Annotated in this window: 25 protein-coding genes and 6 pseudogenes; 20 read left to right on the top strand and 11 right to left on the bottom strand. The window is 58.9% G+C overall.

Annotation, left to right across the window (positions count from 1 at the left end; translation table 11 throughout):
- Positions 1–12: 12 nt before the first annotated feature.
- Positions 13–408, bottom strand: coding sequence for a hypothetical protein (locus SM753_RS21410; RefSeq protein ID WP_369335376.1), 396 nt, complete (start codon positions 406–408; stop codon positions 13–15).
- Positions 368–2,158, bottom strand: a complete 1,791-nt coding sequence (locus SM753_RS16940; RefSeq protein ID WP_323192521.1) for a type II restriction endonuclease subunit M — start codon at positions 2,156–2,158, stop codon at positions 368–370. The genes SM753_RS21410 and SM753_RS16940 overlap by 41 nt, the downstream gene beginning before the upstream one ends.
- Positions 2,159–2,256: 98 nt before the next feature.
- Here SM753_RS16940 and SM753_RS16935 point away from each other — a divergent pair, with 98 nt between their 5' ends.
- Both SM753_RS16935 and SM753_RS16930 read left to right on the top strand, forming a co-directional pair.
- A complete protein-coding gene (locus SM753_RS16935) occupies positions 2,257–3,180 on the top strand; it encodes an ArsR family transcriptional regulator (protein ID WP_323192520.1) in 924 nt (307 codons plus the stop codon).
- A complete protein-coding gene (locus tag SM753_RS16930) occupies positions 3,177–3,989 on the top strand; it encodes a DUF6036 family nucleotidyltransferase (protein ID WP_323192519.1) in 813 nt (270 codons plus the stop codon). The genes SM753_RS16935 and SM753_RS16930 overlap by 4 nt, the downstream gene beginning before the upstream one ends.
- 207 nt (positions 3,990–4,196) lie before the next feature.
- Here the strand turns inward: SM753_RS16930 and SM753_RS21405 are convergent.
- A pseudogene (locus tag SM753_RS21405) lies at positions 4,197–4,424 on the bottom strand (heavy metal translocating P-type ATPase); the annotation flags it as partial.
- A 363-nt stretch (positions 4,425–4,787) separates the two neighbouring features.
- Here SM753_RS21405 and SM753_RS16920 point away from each other — a divergent pair.
- A pseudogene (locus SM753_RS16920) lies at positions 4,788–5,009 on the top strand (hypothetical protein).
- A gap of 37 nt (positions 5,010–5,046) precedes the next feature.
- On the opposite strand, the gene SM753_RS16915 reads toward SM753_RS16920, so the two are convergent.
- Together SM753_RS16915 and SM753_RS16910 are read right to left on the bottom strand one after the other, a co-directional pair.
- Positions 5,047–7,227, bottom strand: a complete 2,181-nt coding sequence (locus SM753_RS16915; RefSeq protein WP_369335375.1) for a heavy metal translocating P-type ATPase — start codon at positions 7,225–7,227, stop codon at positions 5,047–5,049.
- Between the two features lie 94 nt (positions 7,228–7,321).
- Positions 7,322–7,750: a universal stress protein gene (locus SM753_RS16910; protein ID WP_323192516.1), complete on the bottom strand. Its 429-nt coding sequence runs from the start codon at positions 7,748–7,750 to the stop codon at positions 7,322–7,324.
- Positions 7,751–7,843: 93 nt separating this feature from the next.
- On the opposite strand from SM753_RS16910, the gene SM753_RS16905 reads away from it, so the two are divergent.
- From SM753_RS16905 to SM753_RS16895, 3 genes are all read left to right on the top strand, one after another.
- Positions 7,844–8,740, top strand: a complete 897-nt coding sequence (locus tag SM753_RS16905) for a type II CAAX endopeptidase family protein (RefSeq protein ID WP_323192515.1) — start codon at positions 7,844–7,846, stop codon at positions 8,738–8,740.
- A gap of 150 nt (positions 8,741–8,890) precedes the next feature.
- Complete coding sequence (locus SM753_RS16900; protein ID WP_138798936.1) at positions 8,891–9,472, top strand: flavodoxin domain-containing protein; 582 nt, start codon at positions 8,891–8,893, stop codon at positions 9,470–9,472.
- Positions 9,469–10,335, top strand: coding sequence for a hypothetical protein (locus SM753_RS16895; protein ID WP_323192514.1), 867 nt, complete (start codon positions 9,469–9,471; stop codon positions 10,333–10,335). The genes SM753_RS16900 and SM753_RS16895 overlap by 4 nt, the downstream gene beginning before the upstream one ends.
- A 31-nt stretch (positions 10,336–10,366) precedes the next feature.
- Here SM753_RS16895 and SM753_RS16890 read toward each other — a convergent pair whose 3' ends face one another.
- Positions 10,367–11,020: a DUF3267 domain-containing protein gene (locus SM753_RS16890; protein WP_323192513.1), complete on the bottom strand. Its 654-nt coding sequence runs from the start codon at positions 11,018–11,020 to the stop codon at positions 10,367–10,369.
- A gap of 2 nt (positions 11,021–11,022) precedes the next feature.
- Here SM753_RS16890 and SM753_RS16885 point away from each other — a divergent pair, with 2 nt between their 5' ends.
- The 7 genes from SM753_RS16885 to SM753_RS16855 all read left to right on the top strand — a co-directional run bounded on the left by SM753_RS16885 (position 11,023) and on the right by SM753_RS16855 (position 16,878).
- Positions 11,023–11,406 (top strand): hypothetical protein, encoded by a 384-nt coding sequence (locus tag SM753_RS16885; RefSeq protein ID WP_323192512.1) that lies wholly within the window; start codon positions 11,023–11,025, stop codon positions 11,404–11,406.
- A gap of 285 nt (positions 11,407–11,691) precedes the next feature.
- Complete coding sequence (locus SM753_RS16880; RefSeq protein WP_323192511.1) at positions 11,692–12,522, top strand: hypothetical protein; 831 nt, start codon at positions 11,692–11,694, stop codon at positions 12,520–12,522.
- 99 nt (positions 12,523–12,621) lie between these two features.
- Complete coding sequence (locus SM753_RS16875) at positions 12,622–13,929, top strand: MFS transporter (protein WP_323192510.1); 1,308 nt, start codon at positions 12,622–12,624, stop codon at positions 13,927–13,929.
- Positions 13,926–14,798: a polymer-forming cytoskeletal protein gene (locus SM753_RS16870; protein ID WP_323192509.1), complete on the top strand. Its 873-nt coding sequence runs from the start codon at positions 13,926–13,928 to the stop codon at positions 14,796–14,798. Before SM753_RS16875 ends, SM753_RS16870 begins: the two co-directional genes overlap by 4 nt.
- A 52-nt stretch (positions 14,799–14,850) precedes the next feature.
- Positions 14,851–15,540 carry a DUF2071 domain-containing protein gene (locus tag SM753_RS16865; protein WP_323192508.1) on the top strand — a complete coding sequence of 230 codons (690 nt, stop codon included), beginning with the start codon at positions 14,851–14,853 and terminating at the stop codon, positions 15,538–15,540.
- A 4-nt stretch (positions 15,541–15,544) separates the two neighbouring features.
- Positions 15,545–16,048, top strand: coding sequence for a hypothetical protein (locus SM753_RS16860; protein ID WP_323192507.1), 504 nt, complete (start codon positions 15,545–15,547; stop codon positions 16,046–16,048).
- 173 nt (positions 16,049–16,221) lie between these two features.
- On the top strand, positions 16,222–16,878 hold the full coding sequence (locus SM753_RS16855) for a hypothetical protein (protein ID WP_323192506.1): 657 nt from the start codon (positions 16,222–16,224) through the stop codon (positions 16,876–16,878).
- Between the two features lie 143 nt (positions 16,879–17,021).
- On the opposite strand, the gene SM753_RS16850 is transcribed toward SM753_RS16855, so the two are convergent.
- Positions 17,022–17,228: a hypothetical protein gene (locus SM753_RS16850; protein ID WP_138798929.1), complete on the bottom strand. Its 207-nt coding sequence runs from the start codon at positions 17,226–17,228 to the stop codon at positions 17,022–17,024.
- Between the two features lie 158 nt (positions 17,229–17,386).
- Between SM753_RS16850 and SM753_RS16845 the strand changes: the two are divergent.
- Positions 17,387–18,154 (top strand): annotated as a pseudogene (locus SM753_RS16845) (ABC transporter ATP-binding protein).
- Between the two features lie 413 nt (positions 18,155–18,567).
- Here the strand turns inward: SM753_RS16845 and SM753_RS16840 are convergent.
- On the bottom strand, positions 18,568–18,852 hold the full coding sequence (locus SM753_RS16840) for a hypothetical protein (RefSeq protein ID WP_323192505.1): 285 nt from the start codon (positions 18,850–18,852) through the stop codon (positions 18,568–18,570).
- A 6-nt stretch (positions 18,853–18,858) separates the two neighbouring features.
- Between SM753_RS16840 and SM753_RS16835 the strand changes: the two genes are divergently transcribed.
- A complete protein-coding gene (locus SM753_RS16835; protein WP_323192504.1) occupies positions 18,859–19,833 on the top strand; it encodes a hypothetical protein in 975 nt (324 codons plus the stop codon).
- A 195-nt stretch (positions 19,834–20,028) separates the two neighbouring features.
- Positions 20,029–20,235 carry a hypothetical protein gene (locus SM753_RS16830; RefSeq protein WP_323192503.1) on the top strand — a complete coding sequence of 69 codons (207 nt, stop codon included), beginning with the start codon at positions 20,029–20,031 and terminating at the stop codon, positions 20,233–20,235.
- A 163-nt stretch (positions 20,236–20,398) separates the two neighbouring features.
- On the opposite strand, the pseudogene SM753_RS16825 reads toward SM753_RS16830, so the two are convergent.
- Positions 20,399–21,355 (bottom strand): annotated as a pseudogene (locus tag SM753_RS16825) (permease); the annotation flags it as partial.
- A gap of 378 nt (positions 21,356–21,733) precedes the next feature.
- Positions 21,734–22,234: pseudogene (locus tag SM753_RS16815) on the bottom strand (heavy metal translocating P-type ATPase); the annotation flags it as partial.
- On the opposite strand from SM753_RS16815, the gene SM753_RS16810 reads away from it, so the two are divergent.
- Positions 22,130–22,348 carry a hypothetical protein gene (locus SM753_RS16810; protein WP_323192501.1) on the top strand — a complete coding sequence of 73 codons (219 nt, stop codon included), beginning with the start codon at positions 22,130–22,132 and terminating at the stop codon, positions 22,346–22,348. The pseudogene SM753_RS16815 and the gene SM753_RS16810 sit on opposite strands and share 105 nt — an antisense overlap.
- Positions 22,349–22,416: 68 nt before the next feature.
- Here SM753_RS16810 and SM753_RS16805 read toward each other — a convergent pair whose 3' ends face one another.
- Positions 22,417–23,439 carry a potassium channel family protein gene (locus SM753_RS16805; RefSeq protein ID WP_323192500.1) on the bottom strand — a complete coding sequence of 341 codons (1,023 nt, stop codon included), beginning with the start codon at positions 23,437–23,439 and terminating at the stop codon, positions 22,417–22,419.
- 216 nt (positions 23,440–23,655) lie between these two features.
- Between SM753_RS16805 and SM753_RS16800 the strand changes: the two genes are divergently transcribed.
- The 3 genes and pseudogenes from SM753_RS16800 to SM753_RS16790 form a co-directional block, all read left to right on the top strand.
- Positions 23,656–23,946, top strand: a complete 291-nt coding sequence (locus tag SM753_RS16800) for a hypothetical protein (RefSeq protein WP_323192499.1) — start codon at positions 23,656–23,658, stop codon at positions 23,944–23,946.
- 161 nt (positions 23,947–24,107) lie between these two features.
- Positions 24,108–24,389, top strand: a complete 282-nt coding sequence (locus tag SM753_RS16795) for a hypothetical protein (protein WP_323192498.1) — start codon at positions 24,108–24,110, stop codon at positions 24,387–24,389.
- Positions 24,346–25,015, top strand: a pseudogene (locus tag SM753_RS16790) (HAD-IC family P-type ATPase); the annotation flags it as partial. The gene SM753_RS16795 and the pseudogene SM753_RS16790, both read left to right, overlap by 44 nt.

Below are 25,015 nucleotides of genomic sequence, written 5' to 3'. Positions count from 1 at the left end.
CGAGTCAATCGCCTACTCGTCCCATAGCTCCGCGATTCGCTCTTCGACGTCGTCGAGGACGAGCCGCAGTACATCACGATGGTCGGTCGGCCAGGAGGCGTCATCGCCGGGCGTCGTAGCGGTCGGTGAGGGATGGAAATGGTTTCGCGTATTGTGGGGGTTCGGGTGGCGGTCCCACCGGCACTCCCAGGCGCTCTCGGGATGCACCTCTCGATAGTAGATTTTGAAGTCGTCATTTGTATACCAGCGAACGGTAAGCGTCGCTTCGTCGACGGTCGCTGGATAGTACGGCGATGCGAACCGGACGTACAGTTCGAGATGACCGCTCGCGTCCGTGATGGTCGCCTGTTCGACTTGGTTCGTGCCTCTAAGGCGTGTTTGGAGAAACTCGAGGATCGGATGGTCGATGGGGGATACTGTTAATCAGCCCAAACGCGACGAAAAGCTCCTTATCAGAGAAAACACGGTCATAAGCATTGTGCATCGGGAACTCTGAAAGATCGTTCTTGGTGGGGTTTGCCTCGAATGGCCGAACCGTGTACAGTGTGTGGACGACGACTCCACCCGGTGGGATTACAGCGGCAATGAGAGTCCGTTCGTCGGTTGCACGAGCGGACTCACGGAGCACAAGCCGGTACTCAGAACTATGAAGACGGATGTCCTCCAAAGAAAGTTCGGGGCGGTCGAATTCCTCTGTTAGCAACTGATTGACGAACCGCTTCTGGGAACTTGTCGGGAGATGGCGGAACTCAGGCTCATCAGCGAACTTGTTGTAGATAGCCTTCTTGAGGCTGATCGCATCGTTCCGGGCACGGAAGTTCTTCTCGCGAATGCGACGCTTCGCGCTCAGTTCCTCGTTATCCTCATCGACACTCCACAAAGAGATTGGTTCAAGGTCGTCAACGTAGGTCGACTCATAACAGAATTGGTGGATATTCTTTCCCTGATAGACCGGATAATCCCCTTTAGATTCGTCTTCGATGAATCTATCCCGATCTCGTCCCCGATCCAGTTCCTTGTACAGGACCGTACGCCAAGCACCTTCAATTTCAGTCGCCAATGGAGGTGTCTGGAGAATTTTATCCAGCACTGAGACCTCCTGCTGTTTCTCGATGTTAGGGAAAATTCGAGCTCCGGGAGAATACTCTTTGAGGATGCGCGCTGGAATTTCTAGAGCTAAGTCGTCAATCGACCGGAGAGCGTCAACGGAAGTCTGATGAAAGATTCCGTGGACAGTATCAGTGCTTCCCTCTGTTCGGAGCGTATCGATCCCGAAATTATATCTAGTGTCTATGTCGGAGAAGATGCCTCGATTTTCAAATCCGATGATACTCTGTATCTCCGACTCTTCCAAGGCATGTACTCGCAAATCCTTCCCAGCGGCGGCATTGAAGAACGGACCAGGAAGCAGCTGTGAAACATAACCACCATCTCTGACGATATCGTAGACGCGCTCGAAGAACAGTAGAGACAAGTCGTTCGTCCGTGCAACCTGCTGACCTTCTACCCTTGGTGTCTGGTACTCATATTCACCACTCTGGTTGATATAGGTCGCTTGCCGTTCCTTGTCCCGCTGGAACTTCTCCCACTCGACAGCGATTTCAGGGTTCTCTAAGAGTTCCTCTACCTCCTTGTCCTTTTCACCTGGCGGGCGGCTACGAAACTCAGTATCGTACTTTGGGAAGAAGTCCGTCCGGTATGGCTTCAGCTCATCCCACGGTGGGTTTCCAATGATGACATCAAAGCCGCCTTCGCGATAGACTGTCGCGAACTCGAGCACCCAATGAAACGGTGAGAACTCCTCTAGTTCCTCAAGAGAGACATCCTCGTCGACAAGTTCGTTGAACTGATCGCGAATCTTTTCATTAAGCTCCTCGCTGTGAGTGTCGATTTTTCGCTCAGCCATTTTACGAGCATTCTGCGCTTCACGGGCAGAATCCGATGCTCGATGGCGGTCCTGTTCCCGGATGATGTCCTCATAGAGGACTTTGACTGCAGTTCCGACACCCCAATTCGAGAGTGACGCGTCGCCGGCATCCTCCCGTGCGACTTCTTGGAGCTCGGTGAACCCGATCAGCGAGTTACCCTGACGGATGTTGAAATCAATATTCGGGAGTGGTTCGACCTCGTTCGGTTCATCCTCGATATCAGCGACCATCGACAGCCACAAGCGTAGTTTGCGGATCTCGACTGAGTCAGTCGAGTGTTGCAAAATACCGAAGTGGTTTATATATGGATTCGCTAGTATGCAACAGTATGCTCACAGAAGGCGAGGTTCGCGCCCTTACTGTCCTCCACGGTGAGCAGACGGTCTCTGAACTCGCAACGAATCTCGATCGAAGTCTCAGCTACACCTCCGAACTCGTTGAACGGCTCGAAACAGCTGGCCTCGTCGAGGCACGCCGACAGGGGAAAACAAAGCAGGTACGACTGTCGGACGCAAAGGCACTCGAGTTACTCACGGACCTCACGCAGCAGTATTCACACATCGACTGGCCGGAGCTGTTGTCAGGTGCAACCCTCCGTGTCTGCTACTACCTCGATACCCCACGGACCGTGACCGAGCTCGCACGCCACGCCGACGTCCACAGAAGTACTGTCCACCGTGCGCTTGCCCCGCTTCAACATCGCGGAATTATCTACCAAACCGACGACAGCACGTACGCACTGAATGACGGCTTCGAACAGCTGAGTGCATTCGCTCGTGAGCTTGCCCATCACGTCCACCGCCAGACTGTCGAAGAACAGACCGACACCTACACGCTCCTTTGGGAATCTCTCGACGAGTTCCTTGTTCAGACGACGACTGAAAGCACCGAGGAGCACTTCATTCCGACAGGGCCAGACCAATTCCAGCGATATGACCTCCCGCTGTTGGCACGTGACCGTCGATACTACCTCTACTCGGAGACGACGAGTGAGCTCTCCCCGGAGATGTTGTGCTGCCACATGCTCGTGATCGATTCGGGCGCACGGGCTCAGTCTTACTGTCTGCTCCTGCTCAGTCACGTCGACATCGACCGCGACGTGCTCCGAGCCCAAGCCGCCAAATACGGCGTCGAAGACGTCGTCGACGAGCTTTGCACATATCTCGACACCAGCGGTGACCAGCGGACGTCTCTACTCCCTGAGTGGGAGGACCTCCAGAAACTGGCTGAAGAGTACGAGGTGACGCTATGAGGGCGCGATTCGATAGCGCATACATTCGATCAGAACTCGAGCGCATCGGCCAGCAGCTGGACAACCCACTCGCCGTCTTCTTGATTGGCGGTGGGTCGATGGCGTTTCGCGGTCTCAAAGAAACGACCAAAGATATCGACCTTATCGTCTCCTCCGGCGACGATCTGAGTCAGTTACAAACAGTGCTCCTCAAGTTGGGGTACGATATCGTCCGGGAACCGGACGAAGAGTACGAAGAACTCGGTGCCCAGCGAATCTTCGAGAACGATGATGGATGTCGCATCGACGTTTTCAACCAGCAGGTGATTGGCAAACTGATTCTGTCTCCAGGCATTCGTGAGCGGAGCGAACGGTATCTCCATCCTGGGGATCTCGTGGTCGAGCTCGTGAGTCCAGAAGACATCTTCCTGTTCAAAGCAGTCGCTGGTCGGGTGGACGACATCGAGGATATGTTTTCGTTGATGCAGACCGGCCTCGAGTTCGACGTCGTCGAAGCCGAACTCGAGACGCAGGTCGAACTATTGGATCAAGAACTGTTCGTGACGTACGTCAACGAAGCGTTGACCGATCTCACCGAGCAACACAACGTGACGACACCGTTGCACGACCCTGTCGCGGAGATCACCGAGCGCGTCTACGAGGAACTCGAAGTGCTGCACGCGCTCGACGAACCGAAATCGGTGACTGACCTACAAGAGGAACTCGACTGGCCTGCAGCGGACGTACAGGAGACTGTGAGCCGTCTGGAACAGAAAGATGCCGTCGTAGTAACGGATGGGCGCGTAGAACGCCGCTCAACGACGATCTGATCTTAGTGGAGAGGAGGCCGTGCCTACGCTGTGAGCAAGTTTCCACCCTTTCTAACCACCTCCGACTCCAAATCAAGACTCACTAAAGAGATGGTCGTCTAGGTCCCGCGTCCAGTACGTCGCGCGCCCACCGGGACTACATCTCGCACACAGCTGTAGTGGGCCTTCCAGGTGGCCGAGTTCGACACGGAACCGTGTGAGGGCTGCAAGCGCGTCGACGACTCGATAACTCTCCTCGCGGATCACGTCAGCCATCGCGAATGCTGCTATCAACTCCCCTTCACGAACGAGATACACGACCGTCTGCGCGTTCTGACCGGCCTCGTCGGCGAAGCGATGGAGGTGGTCGGGTATCTCGCTATCGAGTTGGGTCAACAGGTTCGGCCCGCCGACGTATACCTCGTTGCCGTCGACGTTCGCGCGAACGCCCCGGCCTACACGTTCGTTTGCTGGCTGTACTGTTCGACCTACGACGTGCTCTGGAGCAACACCGCATACGTTATTGCGCTATTCGGCATCGTCACGACCATCCTCGTTGTGCGACACCAGGACAAAGACCGATATGCCTTTCTCGGGTTTGGATTCCTCGCACTTCCTCTCGGATTACCAGCCCTGTACGAAGGATATCGACGGATGACGCGACCCGAAACCTGAGGATTTGTAACAGGTGACTGTCTCCAACGCTGTTCGAAAAAGTGGTGGGAAGACTGCTAATTCGAGGAGGAGGGGGTGATCGAGATTCCTTCACTGATCACAGCCCGAAGAAACGTTTTCTGTGGGCAGTTCCTCAGCACGAGTATGTCGACGACTGTCTCAACACCCGAAACAGACGAGACATGTGCGTACTGTGAATCCCGGATATTCGACCACGATCCAATCTGCGTCCGCGATTGAGATGACGAGTGTGGCTCACCCACGTATTTCTGTAACTACGCCTGCCTGTCCGCATATATCGACGAGAACGACCTGACTACCGGGAATGCGTGCGAGTGGACTCCCGACAACACTAGTTGTTGCTGATCGGCGCCATCGGTCCATTCGTCGCCTTCAGCGACCGTTATTCCCGGAATCCGAGTAATCGAAGCCCGTTCAGGGACACGAGGACCGTCGAACCCTCGTGGCCGACCACGGCCAGCGGTAAGGGGATACCACGTAACAGAATCGTGCCAACCATCAGCGCAATCGCACCAAAGGCGATTGCGAGGTTGACTGTCAGCGTCCGGCGTGTCCTGCGACCAAGTCCGAGCACGTAGGGAATCTTCCCGATGTCGTCGCCCATCAGGACGACGTCAGCCGTTTCGAGAGCAACGTCAGTCCCGGCGCCACCCATGGCGATCCCGAGCGTCGCCGTCGCCAGTGCCGGTGCGTCGTTCACGCCGTCACCCACCATCGCCACGTTCTCGTATCGCTCTACTAGCTCTTCGATGGTCGCTACCTTCTCTTCCGGCAGCAGTTCCGCCTGCACCTCGTCGATACCGACTTCGTCGGCGATCTGCTGGGCGACGCGTTCGTTATCGCCGGTCAGCATGACGATGTGCTCCACGCCGAGCGACCGGAGGTCCTCGATCATTTCTGCAGCCCCGGGGCGGACCGTGTCGGTGAACGCAAGCCATCCCAACACGGTGACATCGTCGCCGTGCTCGCGGGCGACGAGGACGCTCGTCTTCCCCTCCGCCTCCAGGGTCCGAAGCCTGTCGAGACCAGGTTCGAGTCCCTCGATCGCAGCGTCTTCGAGAACCGTCTTGACATAACTCCGGTTCCCGATGTGGATGATTCCGTCGGCGACGTCGGCGCGGACGCCTTTTCCGGCCTCCGACTGAAACCGACGTGCGTCGGGGACGTCGAGGGCGCGGTCTTCGGCTTCCGAGACTGTCGCACGAGCGAGGTGGTGCTCCGAGCGGGCCTGCACGGCGGCTGCGAGCGAGAGCAACTCGTCGGCAGTCAGCGACTCGTCCGCGAGGCCGTCTCGGATGAACACGTCCGTCAGCTGTGTCTCGCCCCGCGTGAGGGTGCCCGTCTTGTCGAACGCGACCGCGTCGATGTTCGCGGCCGTCTCGACGTGTTCGCCGCCCTTGAACAGGACGCCCTGCCGGCCGCCGGAGGCGATCGCCGACAGCACTGCCGCCGGCGTGGAGATGATGACCGCACACGGCGAGGCGGCGACCATAAGCGTCATCGCGCGGTAGAACGTGCTGGTGAACTCGCTTCCGAGCGCGAGCGGGATGGCGATCGCCGCGATTGTGAGCCCGAACACACCGAGGACGTACGGCTGCTCGAGGCGATCGATGAGCCGCTGTGTCGGCGCCTTCTCGCTCTGAGCACGCTCGACCATGTGGATCAGCCGGCTGATCGCCGACTCGTGAGCCTGACGTGTGACCTCAATCTCCACGCTGCCACTCTCGTTGATCGTCCCGCCAAACACTTCGTCGCCGGGCTCTTTCGGCACGGGCACTGATTCGCCGGTGAGCGACGCCTGATCGACCGTCCCCTCGCCAGACGCAACGACGCCGTCGAGCGGAATCCTGTCACCGGGCCGGACGACGAACACGTCGCCCACGGCGACCTCATCAATGGTCACAGTGACCTCCTCACCGTCGCGGAGGACCTGTGCCTCGTCCGGTCGCATTTCGACAAGTGACTTGATTGCTCGGCGTGAGCGGCCGATGGCGTAGTGCTGGAGCGTATTCGATAGCGAAAACAGGAACAGAAGCATCGCGCCCTCGAACGGGGCGCCAATCGAGAGGGCACCGAGGGCAGCGACAATCATCAACAGGTCGATGTCGACCGCACGGTGGCGGAGTGTCTCGACCGCGCCTTTGAGCCCGTACCAGCCACCGAAGACGTATGCGACGCCGTACCCGGCCCACATGAGAATCTGTGGTCCTTCGAGCCACCCCGTCACCAGGCCGACCGCCATCCCGAAGAGGGTCAAGCCGACGAACACGACCTCCTGCCTAAGTTCCGAGCGGGTACTCACGTCATCCGTTACTGTCTCAGATTCGTCCTGAATCGACACGTTGCGATCGCGGACAGCATCTCGAATCGATTCTTCTGAGGTGACGCTCCCGTCGTAGGTGATCCGGGCATCTCCTGTTCGAAACGAGACATCGACATCGTGAACGCCGGAGAGACGCTCGAGATGTCGTTCGAGTGCCCGTGCTCCCGCGTCGCCACGACCACCTCGTCGTTCAATATGGATAGTACACGTCGAGAGAGATGGTGATTCAGTAACAGCCACGTTCTCGACACCTTTGATTTGGTTTGATTTCACGTTTTAGGTTGGGCCCACGAGCATTCATCCGCTCCTGATCTCGGCACACGAGGCGAGGATTTCATCCAATGATGGTTACCGGGATCTGTGCTCGGCGAGTGACTGTCTCGGCGACACTGCCGAGGAACGTCCGGTCTAGGCCTGACCGACCGTGGCTGCCCATAACGATCTGGTCGATCCCGTACTCACGGGCATATTCGAGGATCGTACGCGCCGGCCTGCCGACTTCTGTGACTGTATCGAGGTCGGGACCGTGCTCTGCCGCGAGATCCGTAGCCGTCGTCTGAATGTTGGTCGCTCGTTCCTGGGCGTTGTCGTACCAATCCTCAGCGACTGGCAGGCCACCAGCCTCCACGTCGATCACCGAATCAATCGGATTAATAACGTACAGCGTGGTGATGGTTGCGTCCGGGAAGTTTTCGAGAGTGTAGGTGAGCGCACGCTCGGAAAGCGGGGAACCGTCGAAGGCGACGAGAACATTGTCGGGCATACGAATGGATTCGAGACGAGTTGAAAAGAGTGTAGTGCCGAAAGCTCGGCAGCTGGGCGTACCGTTAACTGCGACGTGGCCACAATCGTTGGTATGTCTAATCTCCGCACGTGGATCGATCAACACCGCCTCCTGAGCTTCGTCGCAATCGCGTATACGTTCACCTGGACGATCCAGGGGGCGCTCGCGTATTCGGGTATGGAGGCCTCCTGGACGCACTCGATCCTTATCGGCTTCGGCGGATTCGGTCCGCCAATTGGTGCCGCAGTCGTCATCTGGGCCTCCGGTGGGAGCCTGCGCACCTGGGTCGGCCAGATGTTCAAATGGCGGATCGGCTCGAAATGGTGGGCGCTCGCGCTCGGACTCCCGTTTATCATCCTCTCGCTCGGCGTCTTGCTGTTCGTCGTCGCCGGTGGCCCAATCGACCTCACCGAGTTCGAATCACCGTTCATCTACCTGTTCGCGATGGCGTGGGGGACCGTGTGGGGTGGCGGCCAAGAAGATCTCGGATGGCGTGGTTTCATGTTGCCCATTCTTCAGGACTCCTACAGTGCGCTAGTGTCGAGTGCCATCGTGGGCGTCACGTGGGCCGCCTGGCACCTTCCGCTGTTCCTGAACGCTACCACAACCCACGGCGGCTGGCCGCTCTCCCAGCAACTCCTCTGGATGGTCTCCATCCTGGCTGGATCTATCCTCTGGACATGGATGTACAACAGCACTGGCGGGAGTGTCCTTGCCGTCGCAGTGTTTCATGCCGGCATTAATGTCATGGGGATCTTCCACCCCGCCGACCCGGAGGCACTCATCCCGAACGGTGTGCCTGATCCCTGGCTGAACCTGCTTGCCGAAGTCACCGGCACCGTTCCCCTCGTATTGGTCGCGATCCTCTTGATCGTCGTCTACGGCGCTGACCGCCTCGCGAACCGCGACCCACCAAGCCCGCAAGATGCCGGCCTCCCAGCGGAGACCGAAGCAGACGCCGCAGAGTGAACCCTACCAACGATGGACATCCATTACAAGTACCGAGTTGCTCCGGCGTGAATCAATGCCTGCGTCGAGCCATGACTCGGATGGAGTTACGGGATCTACCAGACTTTATCTGCTGACGTGTTGAACGCACGTACGGAGATGTGAGAACACGTGAGCTCTTTCCTTGTACTCTACGGGACGGGCGAAGGCCAGACGGCGAAGATCGCAGAACGGATTTCGGATACAATCAGCGAGCGCGGTCACGAGACGAGCGAGATCGACGTGCGTGACCGACCGGACTCGTTCACCTTAGAAGAGTACGATGCCGTCGTCGTGGGCGCGTCGATCCACGTCGGGAAACACCAGGAGGAGGTTCGTGACTTCGTCACCGACAATCGAGACACCCTATCAGAGATGCCGACCGCGTTCTTTCAGGTTTCGCTGTCCTCGGCGAACGAGGAGAAACGCGAAGAAGCTGCGGGGTACGTCGAGTCGTTTCTCACGGAAACCGGGTGGTATCCGGATCGGATCGGCCAGTTCGGCGGCGCGCTCCGGTTCTCCGAGTACGGGTTCCTCAAACGCCTCATGATGAAACAGATCGCAAAAGACCTGCTCACTGGGGAGCGGAAACTGAAGGGTGACATCGAGTTCACCGACTGGGACGCTGTCGACGCGTTCGCAGCGGATGTCGCCTCGTTCGTCGAAGGTCGTCTCGGCGTTGCCCCGGACACCACCGATGATTCGCCGGTATGACGGTTTCGCAACAGCCCCGACGCCTCCCTCGGCTCTATCTTGTTGCGTCGACGCTGACCCTCCTGCTCGCGGTCGTGGCGACTAGCGTCGGACTGTTCGTCCCCGAGTTCTACCGAGACGCCGAGGTCCTCCTCCCACAGTTGTACGGGCAGGACCTGCTGACGCTCGTCGTCGCCGTCCCCGCACTTGCCGGCGCCCTCTATTCCGCGCACCAGGGGTCACTCCGCGGTTACGTCGTCTGGCTTGGCGTCACAGGCTACCTCCTCTACACGTATGCCTCGTACGCATTCCTCACGGCATTCAACGAACTGTATCTCGTCTACGTTGCGCTGTTCGCACTAACGCTGTTCACGCTCATCGGCGGCATCGCCCGTATCGACCCAACAGTTCTGAGGGAAGCGTTCGACGATCACCCGGTTCGCGGATACGTCGCCTTCCAAGCCCTCGTCGCCGGACTCTTGGCCCTAATGTGGCTTGCTGATGTCGGCCCCGCGAGCCTTGCTGGCACCAGACCCGGGAGCATCGCCGAGACAACGCTTCCAGTCCCCGTCATCCAGTCCCTGGATCTCGGCGTCGTCATCCCATCGTTCGCTCTCTCGGCGGCCCTCCTTCGGAAGCAGCGAGCGTGGGGCTACGTCTTCACCGGCGTCCTCCTCGTAAAAGGCACCACGCTCGGCCTCGCGGTCCTCGCCATGATCGTATTCATGCTTCAGAACGGCCAGACCGTCCCGCTTCCCCAGATCGTGCTGTTCGCCCTCCTGAGTCTCACTGGTCTCGCTCTCGTGACTCGATTCATCCGCGCCATCCCACACAGTTCCTTCACAACCCAACCGCACGCGGGAGCTGAAACACGAATAGACTGACAGAGGAGTACTGAGGTCTCTCACACAGCCGTCAATGTCGTCCGCTCGCCCGAAGATACGCGTAACAGATCCCGATGAAGACGCCGACGGCGAGGATCCCAGTGCCCATCGTGAAATCGATACCGCCGTCGGGCGTTTGGACGAACTCGAGGATCAACAGTGGGGTGTCTGGCACGCCGAGAGTGAATGAATCGAGACCGATTGCAGCCAGGACGAGCGGTGCCAGAATACCCCCAGAGACGGCGAGGATCACGACGCCGCCTGCGATGCCGACGAGCAGATCCCAGACGACGGTTGCCGGGGCGGTCTCGGTTCGCTCAAGCGACGATGTTCCGTAGATTTCGAGCCCAGTCGTCGTATCGACCACCGTAACAGTCGGAGGATAACTCAGCAGTGTCAATACCATCCAGAGGTCACCAACGGCGCCGCCAGCGTTCAGCGCCAACGGCAGAGCGAGCCAAGGCCATTCGAACACAAGCATTACTGGCACACCGAGTATCGAGAGTATCACAAGTGGGGCGAGTGCAATTACGATGAACTGATTGCGCGAGAATCGCGTCTCGGTTGTTGCGAACGCATACGGGAAGACGAAGTACGCGACTCCTAGTCCGAATCGCGGCTCTCCTCCAAAGTGGCGGATTCCCAAGCCATGACAGAGTTCATGAGGAATGATGACGACCCACAACGATGAACCGACACGAATTCCTTGACATCGCGACGATCCGGCTTAGTTCTCTCTTCCTGGGTGATTCGAAGTTCTTCGCGCACTCCATCGATTCGCCACCGCTCGTTGAGATCGCCACGGAGACGACGCCACCGGTCGACGATATTGGCGACCCAAGCAGTGCTGGTCGACACGACGTCGTGGTCGATACCCCGTTGGGGGAGTTCGAAGCGGCGTATCTACCCTGGCAATGGCTCGGAGCGGGGTATCCAACGCTCATCTACCACCATGGCAGTGGGGAGCAACCGTTCGATGTCGGCCGGTTCAGCGCAAACTCCTTTCTCGCAGACCGTGAGACAATGCTCTCTCGACCAGAAAATCCTCGGTTCGCTACACCAACCGATTAAGGAATTTATGCGAATTTTCGGTGGAACAGAGAGTGTCAGAACCCCGAAATCAGCATCTCAGCGCTACAGCCACTGGGACGTACTCCGATCCGATTCGTTCGCTGAAAGTCGTGACGGCCAAGGGTGGGAATCCGGTAATCCGTCAAACTGCTACGTTCAGAGGTTGATCGCTGTGAGAAAGAGATATACCTCAATGTCCTATCGCAAGTTCGTGGTCGTCAGAGTGCTGTCGTGTGCTATCCGGGGGCTCAACAGGATTATCGTTGATATGAACGTAGTCACGGTATGGTTTCCTTGAAGCAGCTCCTCGTGCTCGCAGTCGCAGTCCTCGTCGTTCTCGTACCGATCGCAGCCGTGGGTTTTCTCTTCTTCCCTCCGGACTTCGCGTATTCGCATACATCGACGTACTCCTATACCACCTCTCTCAGTACGAATACGACGATCGAGAACGCCACGGTCCATCTCCCGTTCCCCGCCGGCGCTAACGTGGAGTCTGACGCCTTATCGAACCTGTGGATCCACGATGATAACGGCACAGAACTCACAGACTGGGATACCGCTATCGTCCAGACCGACCGCGGACCGATGCTGCGTCTCAACGTTGATCGACTCATTGGTGAGGATCAGTACATCCTCTGGACCTACGCGCCTAACGGCTCGGTGATAGACCGCGACGAGATCGGTCCCGACGAAATCCCTGACGATATGAGCAACAAGGAACTCTCACCAGACCCGACTCGGTACTCGATTTCGTGGCAGCACTCGGTCGACCACGACATCGAAACGCGATACCCGATCGGGAACGCGTCGTTCCTTGCACCAATCACTGACGTGGCCACCGCCGACTGCGAGTATAGATGGGACGACTCGGACACGTGCTGGGATTTCGCTACCGCCGCTGCAGCCACGTACGAGTCACCGAACCAGGCGACAGTTGTCATCGACGAGATCAGGTTCGAAGCCTGGAACGAATGGGGATTCTGGCTCTCGAACAGTTTCAACACGTTCGAAGCGACAACGTCTCCTGCAATCTATGTGGACGACCGCCAGGGATGGACGCACCTCGATGGCCATCTCCATGCCGGAATGGGAAGGTACGACGGTCCATCACGATGATGAATACGTGGATCGAGGGAACGCAGCGACGAGGGTTCGATTAGCGACGACACCGTATTTAATGGCAATCCGTGTGTACGACTGGTCAAGACGGCTCAAATGGAGTTCAGCACGCAGGTTCGAGAACGCCAGTGGACGACGATAGCAGGATACGGGCTCTTCGTCGCGCTGATGGTCGCCGGGTACTACTACAATATCACGTTCGTCCAGCTGGGGCTTATCGATCTCGGGACGCGCCTCGTCGGAATGTCCGAGACTGCTGTCTCGATGTGGATGGCGGCGCTCGCGCTCGTGACCCTCGTCGTGGCGGCCGTGGCCGGCGTGACGATGGATCGTCGTGGCTGGAGTACGGATCTCCGGACGAAGCTCCGACTCCTGTTCGGCGTCGTCTGCGTGCAGTTCGCGCTCACGCTTGTCGCACCGATGGTTCGGACCGTTCCCGGGTTCGGTGCATGGATCATCCTCGCGTCGATCGGGCTCGGGGTCGGATTTCCGGTCTCGTTCTCGCTTGCGATTGATCTCGTTCCGGTGCCGGACCGGGGGTATGTCGCCGCGGCGATCACGGCGATTGCGTACTTTCTGGCGAACGCAATTCCGCTCTCTTGGTCGGTCGACATCTTCAGTCGGCTGATGGTCGCTGCAATGGCCCCAGGTATCCTCGTACTCGGCATCTTGTCGTTCGCCAATGTCGACCGTCTCGATTCGATCATCGACGCACTCGGGGTCCAACACGAGACGTACGGCAGGGGGCGGTTTTGTTATGATGACCTGATTCGGACTCGCAGTCTCGCGTTCGCGATCCCCGTTGTCTTGATGTTCGGCGTGTTTTTCATCGACAGTCTTGGGTTTCTCCGGATTATCGATACGCCGTCACTCCTTCTGAGTTCCTGGCAGTCTCCGGAGTTCTCGACGCGGCTGTTCATCGCCGTGGCACACGTCGTCGGTGCCGTAATGGCTGGCGTCATCTATGCGAACTACTCGCTCTCGCGCATCTTCCTCTGGACGTTCGCGCTGTTCTCGCTCACACACGTCATGTACACGTCCGACCTGCGATTTGCCGAGGTGTTACCCGCGATCGCGGGCGACGGAACTTCCCCCCTGAATCCCGCCCTGTACGCGATCGCCGTGAGCTTCTACACGACGCTGAACTTCGCGATCTGGCCCGATCTCTCCACGCCAGAAACGATCGGCACCCATTCCGCCATCGGGATTGGCGTCGCCGGGTGGCTCGCTACGTTCTCCAGTACTGCGCTTGCGCTGTACTTCCAGGCAGCGGACCTCACGCTCCTTTCACATCTGAACGTGGTGCAGGCACTCTCACTCCTCCTCCTATTTGGGCTCGCAGTCGGTCTGTACGTTAACCGGATGATCGAACTCGCTCGTGAGAACGGAGGTGCGAGTGCATGAGTCCGACGGAAGCCATCCCGCTGCTCATCGTCGTCCTCCTCATGATCTCCATCGGCGGGGGCGACGTCCAAGACATGTCCGTGACGTTCCAAGGCGACAACAATGTCGACTCCCTTGCGGATATCCACGTCGTCGCCGGCGGAACCACCACCGTTCCCGAGGGCGCAACAGTCGACGGAGACATCTACGTAATCGGTGGCACTGCGGCTATTGAGGGAACCATTGACGGGGACGTGACACTCCTCAACGGGAACCTTTCGGTACGTGACGCCGCAACCGTGACCGGGACCATCCAGACCTATTCGGGATCCGCCTCGGTCAGTTCGGACGCCTCAGTCGGGGCCGTCTCGCAATTCGAGGCGCCCACTCCCTCGAGTTCGCCTGCCCAACGGATTGGGGCGTTCCTCCTACAGTTCCTCGTTCTCGGCGGGTTCGGGTGGTGGCTCGTTACCCGCCACCCGCTCGTCATCGAGAACGTCGGTACCGCGATCACCGAGCATGCACTCGTCAGCGGCGTCGTCGGCAGCCTCGGCGCAACGACCCTCCTCGTGCTGTTCGTCTATATGGCGTTCACCCTCATCTTGCTCCCGGTCGCCATCATCGGGCTGTTCGCCGAGTTCCTGATCATTCTCTACGGACAGACCGTGTTCGGATACCTCATCGGAAGGCGCCTCCCGACCGAGCGAGACGGCGTCGCGACGGTCGCTGGTATCGCCGCGTTCCTGCTCATCTTTGAGCTCCTCGGGCTTGTACCGTACCTTGGTGGGATCACACAATTGCTCGTCGCATTCGTCGGGTTCGGCGCCGTTCTGAACACATACTTCGGCCTCCAACGGTTCGAGCCTGTCGCCATCCCAGGTGGAAGTTAGCCATGTGTGAAGCACTCCACGACCCCAGTACCCGAATCGAGGTATCCATGCGATGATACCAGCACTCCACATGGGCTGGCGGCACGTCCTGTTCGCGAACTGGCCCGTCAACCCTGACATCGTCGACGCCCATCTCCCATCGACACTCTCGGTCGATACGTACGACGGCGACGCGTGGCTGTCCGTCGTCCCCTTTACGAACGTCGACGTTCGCCCGACGTGGGTCCCCGAAGGGTGGGGATTCCCGCTCTCCGAACTCAACCTCCGGACATACGTCACCCATGACGGCCACGATGGAGTGTACTTCTTCAGTCTCGACGCCGAGGGCATCTTCGGCGTCATCGGCGCGCGTCTCTTCCATCACCTCCCGTACTATTACGCGCGCTGTTCGCTTGTTGAAGTCAACGGCGACATCCGGTTTCGGAGCAGGCGATTGCATCCCGGCGAACGCCCCGCTCACTTTGAGGGAACCTACGGTCCGACGGGTACAGAACTCGACGTACAGTCAGACTCGCTCGAAGCGTTCCTCACCGAGCGCTACCGGTACTACACAGAGGCACAAGACGGCTCGCTACGGTACGCAGCCATCGACCACGAGCCGTGGCCGCTGTACGAGGCCGACCCGACGATCGAGACCAACACGCTGTTCGAGGCCAATGGATTCGCCCACCCCGAAACCGAGCCGGTGCACTACTACAGTCCCGGCGTGACGACAGTCGCGTCCCCGAACCGCCGGGTGTAACTGAATGCCGGCGCGCCCGCACGACGTCGCTGTCGCAGGCTGGTCGCCTCGGGCGACACTCTTCGGGTACACCGCCCTCACGTACATCATTTCGTGGTCGCTGTGGAGCGTGTGGGCGATCAGCGAGACCGGAGCGACGTTCACAGGAACGGTCCTGTTCGTGCTCGGTGGGCTCGGACCGGTCGTAGCGAGCGCCATCCTCGTTCGGGCATCGGACCGATCCCTGAAGGCGTGGTTCCATGACATCTTCCAGGCGCACATCGCACCGCGGTACTACGTACTCGCTCTTGCGCTTACGGTCGCCCTGTTTCTCGGTGCCGCCGTGATCCATGTCGTCTTCTTCGATGGCGTCGTGACACCGGACGTGCTTCCGGGCGTCATCGAGTATCCGCTCTTTCTCGGGTTCGTCATCCTGTTCGGCGGCGGGCTCGAGGAACCCGGCTGGCGCGGATACCTCCTGCCGACACTCCAGGAATACTCTTGCACGCGGGTGGCAACGCGCTCCTGAACTACTACCCGTTGGGGGTGTCGCGGGTGCGACGACGCCCATCGGGCTCGGACTTCTCGTCGCGGCGCTCACCGTCGCTGTCCTCACACTCGTCATCGCCGCTAGGAGATCGCTTGGCGCTGACCGTCCGGCTCGCTAACGTATTTCTCGGAGGGCGTACAACGATTGCATGTATGGCAGCGTCGAACGTGACCGAACTGATCGGTCGCGTCTCGAACCGAATCGGACGGTGCGTCAACCACGACGACATCCTCGTCCGATTTGTCTCCCTGTGGATCGTCGTCGCGAGCGTGTTCACGGCATCGTGGGTCCTCAGCTACCTCTTTCTCCCCCAGGGGCTGTTACGCGGAGGGAACCCGGGTGCAGCTACTGGGTACGCAGGGAGTATCACACGGGAATTCCTGTGGCTGTTCGGGTGGAATGTTGGTGTCTCCCTGATCGCCGTCGGCGCGAACACGCTCCGGTCGGTGAACACACCGATGGGCTATGTCATCGAGGTCGTCCAGGCGCCCTGGTACGGGGCAGTCTGGGGAACCGGATCGCTCGCTATCGGAGCGGGAGAGCGCATCGTGCCGTCGTTGGGCGTACTCATCGAACGAAGTGGTCCGATAGAGATCACGGCACTCGTCGCGATCGTGGTCGCGACGCGTGGTGTGATGCTGTGGCATCAGGAATCCGGCCCCCGGTGGAAAGAGGAGTTTGACCGGGTACAATCCCCCAGCGACTGGTCGTTAGCGCGGCGTGAGTGGATGCTTCTGGTCGGCGGGTATCTGTTGCTGGCAGTCGCCTGCTACCGGGAGGCCGTCGCGATAGCACAGGTTGCAGGGTAACGAGGGGGCAGATCGCGTATTCTCGTGAACATCAATTCTCGGCACTGTATTCTCGGAGATCAATGAGTTTGGTCGAATATCGCCTTTCGGATCGGGATCCCACAAACCTGTCTAGCGTTCTTGACAATCTAGGAGACAACCTTCTAACTGTCGTCATCCGGGTTCTTTCCCCACCAGAATGCAACAAGAACGAATACAAGTCCTTCGAGTCTGGCGAGACTGTATACCCATGGCTTGAGCTCGTATGTCGTCTCCGCCGTGGTCGAGACATCCATCATGTAGTCGACGATCTTTCGCGGGAAGAGCAACTCTACGATCCCGAAGACCGCCAGGACGATACGAAGCAGCATATGCTCAGATTCGGTCGTCGATAGAAAATGCCTATCGATGCTTCCAGTCACTCAACACGATAGCGCACGTAACCAGAATCCCAACATATCCTGTACTGTTAGAAGAAGAGGGTCAACTATATCCACTCAGCAACCGACATCATCCCTGAATTCCAACGATGCCCTCCATTGAAACGACCGCGCTAACCAAACGCTACGGTTCGACGACCGCAGTAGATCAGCTCGACTTCTCGGTCCCCGATGGCACAGTCTATGGATTCCTGGGCCCGAACGGGGCCGGAAAGACGACGACAATGCGGATTCTCACAGGTCTCACAACACCGACCAGCGGGTCGGCAACCGTCGCTGGCGTCCCGGTCACAAATCGAGATTCGCTCCGACCACACATCGGGTACCTTCCTGAGGAGCCCCCGCTGTACGAGCAGGCCACCGCCTACGAACAGCTGGAATACGTCGCCGGGCTCCGTGATCTTCCCTCCCGGGAGACTCAGAATCGTATTGACGAGTTGCTCAACCGACTCGACCTCTCACCGGACGACGCGGCGACGCGCATCGCGGAGTACTCAAAAGGAATGCGCCAGAAGGTGGCGTACGTCTAGGCCGTCCTCCACGACCCTGACGTCGCGTTCCTCGACGAACCCACGTCAGGACTTGACCCGCGCGCCGCACGGACTATCCGCGAACTCATCGGCGAACTCTCCGACGAGGGCACGACGGTATTTCTCTCGACGCACATCCTCCCTGTCGTCGAGGAGGTCGCCGACACAGTCGGTATCCTCTACGACGGCAAACTCGTCGCAGACGACACCCCTGACCAGCTGACTCAACGCGCCGAGACCGGCGAGACGCGTACGCTCGAAGACGCCTTTCTCGAACTCACGAGCACCGATCCGGCGCAGGACGACACGGAGGAAACGTATGGCTGAGCCGAACTGGCTGCAGCACGCACTCGGTGTTGGCGTCTTCGAGTTTCGGCGTTCAGTCAGAGCTATCTGGCAGGACAAGGCCCGAGCGTTCCTGATGGCTGCGGGCCTCGTTTTCCCGTCGCTCATGCTCGTGGGGTTCATCTATCTCTTCTCCGGGGTAATCCGCGATATCGGAACGGTCTCACTCCCGCCAGTCGCCCGAGGAACGGTCGCGCTCCTCTGGTTGTTCGGCGTGTTCATCACCACGCAGCGCGTCGTCTCCGCCCGTCCACGCATCGACGCTGAATCGCTCATTCTCACGACCGTCTCTGCTCGGACTGTCGTCGGTGGGCTGCTCGTCGCCGAGACACTCCGCGTCCTTGCCTACCTGTGCCTCCCGGTCTCGGTCCTGACAGGCGGGATGGTCTACCTGTTCAGCTCACCGGCGCACCCTCCTGATACCGCTGGCTGCCGTCCTCCTCGGTCTCACCGCTGTCCTCGTCGGGATGGTTCTCGGCTACGCTGTTGCACTGCTGATTGCCACCTCCCCGTTCGTCGCCCGCCACAAGACCGTCCTCGGCGGAGTCGCCGTCCTCGCAGCGATGGGTGGCTACCTTTTCGTGACGCTCCCGCAGTTCAGTGGAGTCGGTCAAGAAGCGCTCGCGGTCCTCCCCGTCGGGTGGTTCGTGGACCTCGCCGTCATCGGAAGCCCGATTCAAGGGTCGATGACACGCGCAGCCGTCGTCGTTGTCGGGAGTCTCCTCGTCGTGGTTGGTGGTATCGCACTCATCGAACGCGAGGCAACCCGGCTCTGGTTCACCGATCCAGTCAGTGGGGAGGAAGGACAGAAAGAGGAGTCCGACCCCGCCGCCACAACGAGTAAGGAGACACGAACAGCACTGGCCGACGCTACCGCTCCGGTCCGAATTCCGCGAGGGATCTCGCAACCGACCCGCCGGGTCGCACAGTGGAGCATCTTGCGAACACGACGCGATCCACGTCGCCTCAACTTCCTGCTGTTGCCCGTCGTGATTGTGGGGAGTGCCCTGTTCAGTTCGGGGATGCAAGCCGAGTCGCCTTTGGCCGTCTTCGTTCCAGCCGCTGCCGTTCTGCTCCCCTGGATGGCTGGTGCGACGTTCGCGATGAACCCGTTTGGCGACGAAGGCTCTGTCCTCCCCATCACGCTCATCTCCATCTCGGGCCTGGCCTACGTCCGCGGGGTGATGCTGCCGGGTCTGTTGCTCAGATTGCCCATCGCCGTCCTCGTAACGGGAGGTGCCGCGCTCGTTGGCCCGTTTGAACTGCCGGCCGCGGTCGGACTCGTGGGAGTTGCGCTCCTTGCTACCGTCGTCGCCGTCTCCACGGCCCCCGCCGTCGGTATATGGTTCCCCCGGTTCAGCGCGATCAGCATCGGACAGAGCCGAGAGGTCGTTCCCCCACGATTGGTGACTACAGCGTTCCACTTCCTCGGAGTAACGGTTCCAGCGACGCTCCTGCAGTTGGTCGCCGGAGAGGATGTCGGAGTGCTCTCGGATGCTTCGACATGGTTCTACGGTATCGGGACAGCTGTGCAGTCCGTCAGTGGTGAGTCGTTCCAGCTTGTCGGTGGTGGTCTGCTCGTCGTCGGTGCAGTCGTCATAACCGTTCTTTCGTATCGACTGGCAGTGCGGCGATTTGACCGATACTCACCCTCGTTGTAACATTATCGAGAGTGATCTCAATTATCCAGAGATTGAGGAGACTACTCACGCGTGTTCAAGTGTCTGCTGGATAGCACGCGAATAGAGTAGCGTTGCTGAACAGAGATGAGGTGAGATCGGGTCGGTGTGGACAAACCTTTCCTCGGATCCTTTTCTCCCCCGGAATTGACATTGTAGGGAGGGAATCACTCAGTTGTGAGCGATTCTGGTCAGTCTGACCGTTCGAAGGCGATCGGTGCAGGTATCGGGACCGGGGCCGGGATCGGTGCCGGATGGGGGATCGTAATGGCGCAAATCATGGGGGGTGAGCTGGCGACCGGAATCACGATCGGTGCAGGTGCCGGGTTGGTGATTGCGCTCGTTTCCGGGGCCGCAGTCTATCATACCGCAACGAGTGAGTAAGCGCCTCCTCAGACCGAACCGGATACCCAGATAGTCCACGATTTGAGTATGTTTAGCCTCCAACGTGGTCTATTCTACAGGAATTCGCTTTTCATTGGACTGGTCAGACTATCTGTCGGGTGAAAATAGCGGAGGTCGTTCAATGCGGCTCAGTGTGTGCGAACGGGACGTTTCCGACCGAGCAGACGAACGTCGCGACGCCGATGACTGCGCCGAGCACTGCAGTCCAGAAGATGTACACTGGCAGTCCGAACGTGGGACCCGAGAACACCGACGTCCACACCTGTTCGGGGATGAACCCAGCGATAAGGCCGGCAAAGACGAAGCCAATCGCGATCTCGTCCCAGAGCATCCCCCACTCCTTCCACTGTTTGTCCGCGAGCGCCTTCCACCCCGACAGCCACGTCGCCTGCTCACGGACGGTTGTGTTCGCGTCCTCGGGGTCGAAGCTCTCTTTACACGATTGCGAGCAGAAGTAGTAGATTTCGCCGTCAACCTCGGTGGAGTAGTCGGCATCGTCGGGGTCAACCTCCATTCCACAGACGGGGTCTTGGACGCTCGAGTCCCCCTCGTCGGTGACGTTCTCGCGGGCCCGCTCGACGATCTCGTCGGGGACCACGTAGACGAACCCGGCCGCCATCAGGCCGATGAGCGTAAATCCGCCAATGATATCCGCGAGAAGAAACTGCCAGCCCAGCAGGATCCAGATGACCGCGCCGATCTCGATGACGAGGTTGGTCGAGGCGAACATGAAGGCTCCGAGGGTCGCTGCCGCGGAGCCGCCTTTCTTGAAGAGGTTCTTGGCAGTCGCGATAGCACTGTACGAACACGACGACGAGACGAATCCGAACAGTGACCCGTACCCGATTTCACGTGGTCCGTGCCCCTCCAGCAGTTCCGATACCTCCTCGTTAGAGGTCCAGGCCTCAACGCCGCCAGCAATCGCGAACCCGATGACGATCGCCTACCACGTGATCTATGCCATCGCCGCTGTGGTGGTCAGGAACTCCTGCGTACTCTCGACGAAGAACGTCGAGAGCGGTTCTGACGTGGTGAATACGCCAATACCGACGGTCGCTAGCCCGATGACCGCGAGGATCGCGTATTCCGTCCGTTCCATATCTACTAGATGGAGGTCCGTCCCTAACGGAATTATGCCTAGAGAACCCGTGTCTCAATGGAGAGTGAATATTGGAGTACAAACCAACAACTGGGTGATTCTTTACAGACCGAACTACTTTCGCGTGCTTTTCCGGCTGAATAGCGGCCGACAGTGACTGATCGGCTCGCCTCATATCCGCATTCGGCTGCGTATCCCCAATGCGACCGGTCTCATGGGAGCGGTCGCCCTCGCGCTCGGCCCGTCCTGCTTTGAAAAACTAGGATTCTGTTCCGCTACTGGGACGGCTCTTCAAAATTCCACGAGGACGAACGATCTGGGTCGATAGAACCGGTTAGAGACATTAGTCGGCCGGGCGGGCCTGCTCATCCGCCGATATGCCCGGCGCACCGATCGCATCTCGATCCAGTGCCCGAGCAGCATGATGTCGATCAGCGTGACGAGCTCCCAGAAGAACGCCGACTGCGTCGGGAAGACTACGCTCGCGAGACTGTAGACAAATGCGACCGAGATGGCCATCGAGATGAGCGTCATCATCCCCGGCGACCGGTCTTTTAGTTCCGGGACCGCCATCCGGAGGAACGGAATCCCACCGTATGCAAAGACAATAATCGCAAAGACGGGGTTGATCCATTCACTCCCCGGGAACGCTGGGACGGAAAATCCGAGCCACTCCTGCAGCATCTCGCTGTACAGGAGGACAGGGACTGACAGGATTATCGAGATGAAAAAGCGCCGGCGGAACATCTGCTCGTGACCTTCGTGCATCCCACCGTGGTCACCGTGCTCAGCCCCGTGGTCCCCGTGTTCTGTGCCGTGTTCGTAGTGCTCCTCGACGTCTCGTACGGCCTCGTCGGCATCCTCTGCCTCCTCGAGTATCGACTGCTCTACACGGGGTTCTTCGTCGTCAGAGTCTACTTCGCCTTCTACAGTATTGGTGTTCTGACCGTGATGGGGATGTTCCTCTGGTGGTGGGCCCCATCTGATGTGTGATTATGGTCGTGATTGTCCATTGGTATCTCGTTCGGTGACTATGGGTCTCAGGATATTGGATGTGTGGGCTACGTATCTGATTGGTTGCCCTGGGGCGGGTCTGTCGTCGGCCACTGCCGCTCGTCGGACTCAATGAGGCCCAGTAGTGTTCGTCGGCGTTCGTCTAACTCTTCTACCGAAGTAGCGAACTCCTCGTCGGAAACGGTCGGGATACCTGCATCGCGGAGTTCCTCAATATCAGGCCGTGGTGGGGAGCGATTCGCAGGCTCGACATAGGCGCCCCCGACCGTATCAAGGTAGCCATCAACACTTGACCGAGTCTGCAAGAGGAGCATCTCGTTTGGACGTTTCTGTTCAGAAACGCCAAAGCGGAGTAGTGTAAGCGCTTCGTCGAGTATAGTGATGCCTGAAGTCGGGGCCTGTTCCCGCTGTTCGCTGTAAAAGTAGTGGAGAATCGGGTACGCCTTGTGGTTCGACGTGAGCGCGTTGAGTTCCGTAGCGAGTGTATTGAGTGGAACGTCTAACCCCTGGAACGAGTTTCCATCCCAACTCGTTCTGAGGATAGCAGTGCTCTCCGTGCCGAGTCCATGGACCCCTCTCGCGAATGAGCGCTTTTGCGTCACGGCGCCGAGAACGGAAAGAACGTAGGTGACACTCAACGTGACGAAGAGCATACCACTCGCCGTAGCCAGCACGGTAGCAAGCTGCCAAACTGGCCCACTAGGGATAAAATCGCCGTTCCCGAGAGTGAAGACCGTGTAGCCTGCAAAGTAGAGGAGTTCAGGCCAAGAGATCAGCCGACTACTAACTGTATCTACGAGCGCACCTTCGACACTTGCAAAGATCAACGTCCATCCGACCCAGAGAAACGAGAGCCAGATCGAAAGGCCCAGTATCAAGATTAATGGGCCAGACAGGGTCAAAACGATCGAGTTTGTAGAGGCCATCTTTCGTATCGAGTTCCATGTCCAAGACATCAGGCGAGATGTCAGCGGTCCAGCACCCTGTTCTACCCAGACCGTTGTCCATAGGAGATCTACGATCACGAGCAAAAGGAGGAGAGAGCCGAGAACAAAGTAGAGAAGGTTCATTGAAGCCGCCTCCCCGCGGTCGGCCTATTTCCATTGGAAGCAAACCGGACTTCAACTATCCCTGGTGCTGGCACACGAGTGTTGGCGCTGATTGGCGTTTCCATTAGCCTGTATTCGTCCTTGACGCGAAAATGCTCTGTGTGAGGCGTGGTAGTAAATGACTGCCAAAACTGGAACAAAGCTTCAGGCCTAATGCTGTCGTAGGGTAAATACTCTATGTCACGAGAGGACCACCAAGAGGACTCACCAGGCGATATTGCCGAGCGAATAGAGAACTCCGGATGGTACTCGTCCCTCGCTAAAATCGGGGTTGCTGTAATCAATCTCGCGTTTCTCTTGGCAGTGATTGTACTACTCCCACAGAACCTGAACAGCGCATCGAACGCTATAGATTCAATCCTTATGCCGCTGATATTCGTCGGAATTGCGTTCCTGCTTCTTGGTATCGCTATGCATCTTCATCTACTCCATCTGAATCTTATTCGGCAGATCCAGAGAATGGACTGACAAGGGGATGAGTAGGAAGAAAAGTAGCCGTCCCGGTCGCGCTCGGTCATTCTACGCAGCACAGCATATTAGACGGTATACACTAGTCTCTGTGCGCCCCACTAGTGGGATGAGAAAAAGTGCCCCCAACACGCAAAGGCCACCTGCCACTAGGATTCATAATGGCACCAGAAGCGCTTGAGGGATACGTTATCGACGTCGGCTGTGTTCGGAAGAACGCCCGCGATGATCTCCTTGAAAAGGCCAGGACCCACTCACGGGATTGCGCGATGATGGGTCATTGCGTCGAAAGCGGATACGGAATCGTCACCGACGATGACGAACTGACGGTTCTGGATCCTGATGCGACTCCACAGGTCGTTGACGTTGTGGAGGACAGCAACACAGAGGAGGGAATTCGTCTCCAAGTCCAACGAGAAGAAGAGCGAACACCACCTCGCTGACGCCATCGTCGACGCGGCCCACGAGAGTCCGACCGCCGCGACGGACGGTGGAACGGCGGTCACTCAGGCGGACGATACGGACGCGGGGCGCCAGTCGATCCCCGATCCGGACGACTTCGACGTGGTCGCTGGCAAGGGCGTCATCGCCCATACCGATAGCCACGAAGTTGTCGTCGGCAACCGCGCACTGCTGGACGACCGCGACATCGACGTCCCCAGTCGGGTCGCCGACTACGTCCGCGAGCGTGAGGAGCGCGGCGAGACGGTCGTCCACGTCGTCCGGATGGGGATATCATCGGCGCAATCGCGCTGCGGGACGAACTCCGAGAGACCGCACCCGACGTCGTCGCGGCGCTTCAGGACGCCGGCATCGAGACGGTCATGCTCACCGGCGACAACGAGCGGACGGCCGCCGCAGTCGCCGAGGAGGTCGGCATCGACGAGTACCGCGCCAAACTCCTCCCCGAGGACAAGCAGTCCGTCATCGAGGCTTACCAGGCCGACGGCCATGTCGTCGCGATGGTCGGCGACGGCATCAACGACGCGCCGTCGCTGGCCACTGCCGATGTCGGCATCGCGATGGGTGCTGCGGGAACGGACACCGCTATCGAAACGGCTGACATGGC

Source organism: Halostella sp. PRR32 (genome assembly GCF_034808085.1).
GTDB classification, from domain to species: Archaea; Halobacteriota; Halobacteria; order Halobacteriales; family Natronoarchaeaceae; genus Halostella; species Halostella pelagica.
This window is presented reverse-complemented; position numbering and strand designations above follow the sequence as displayed.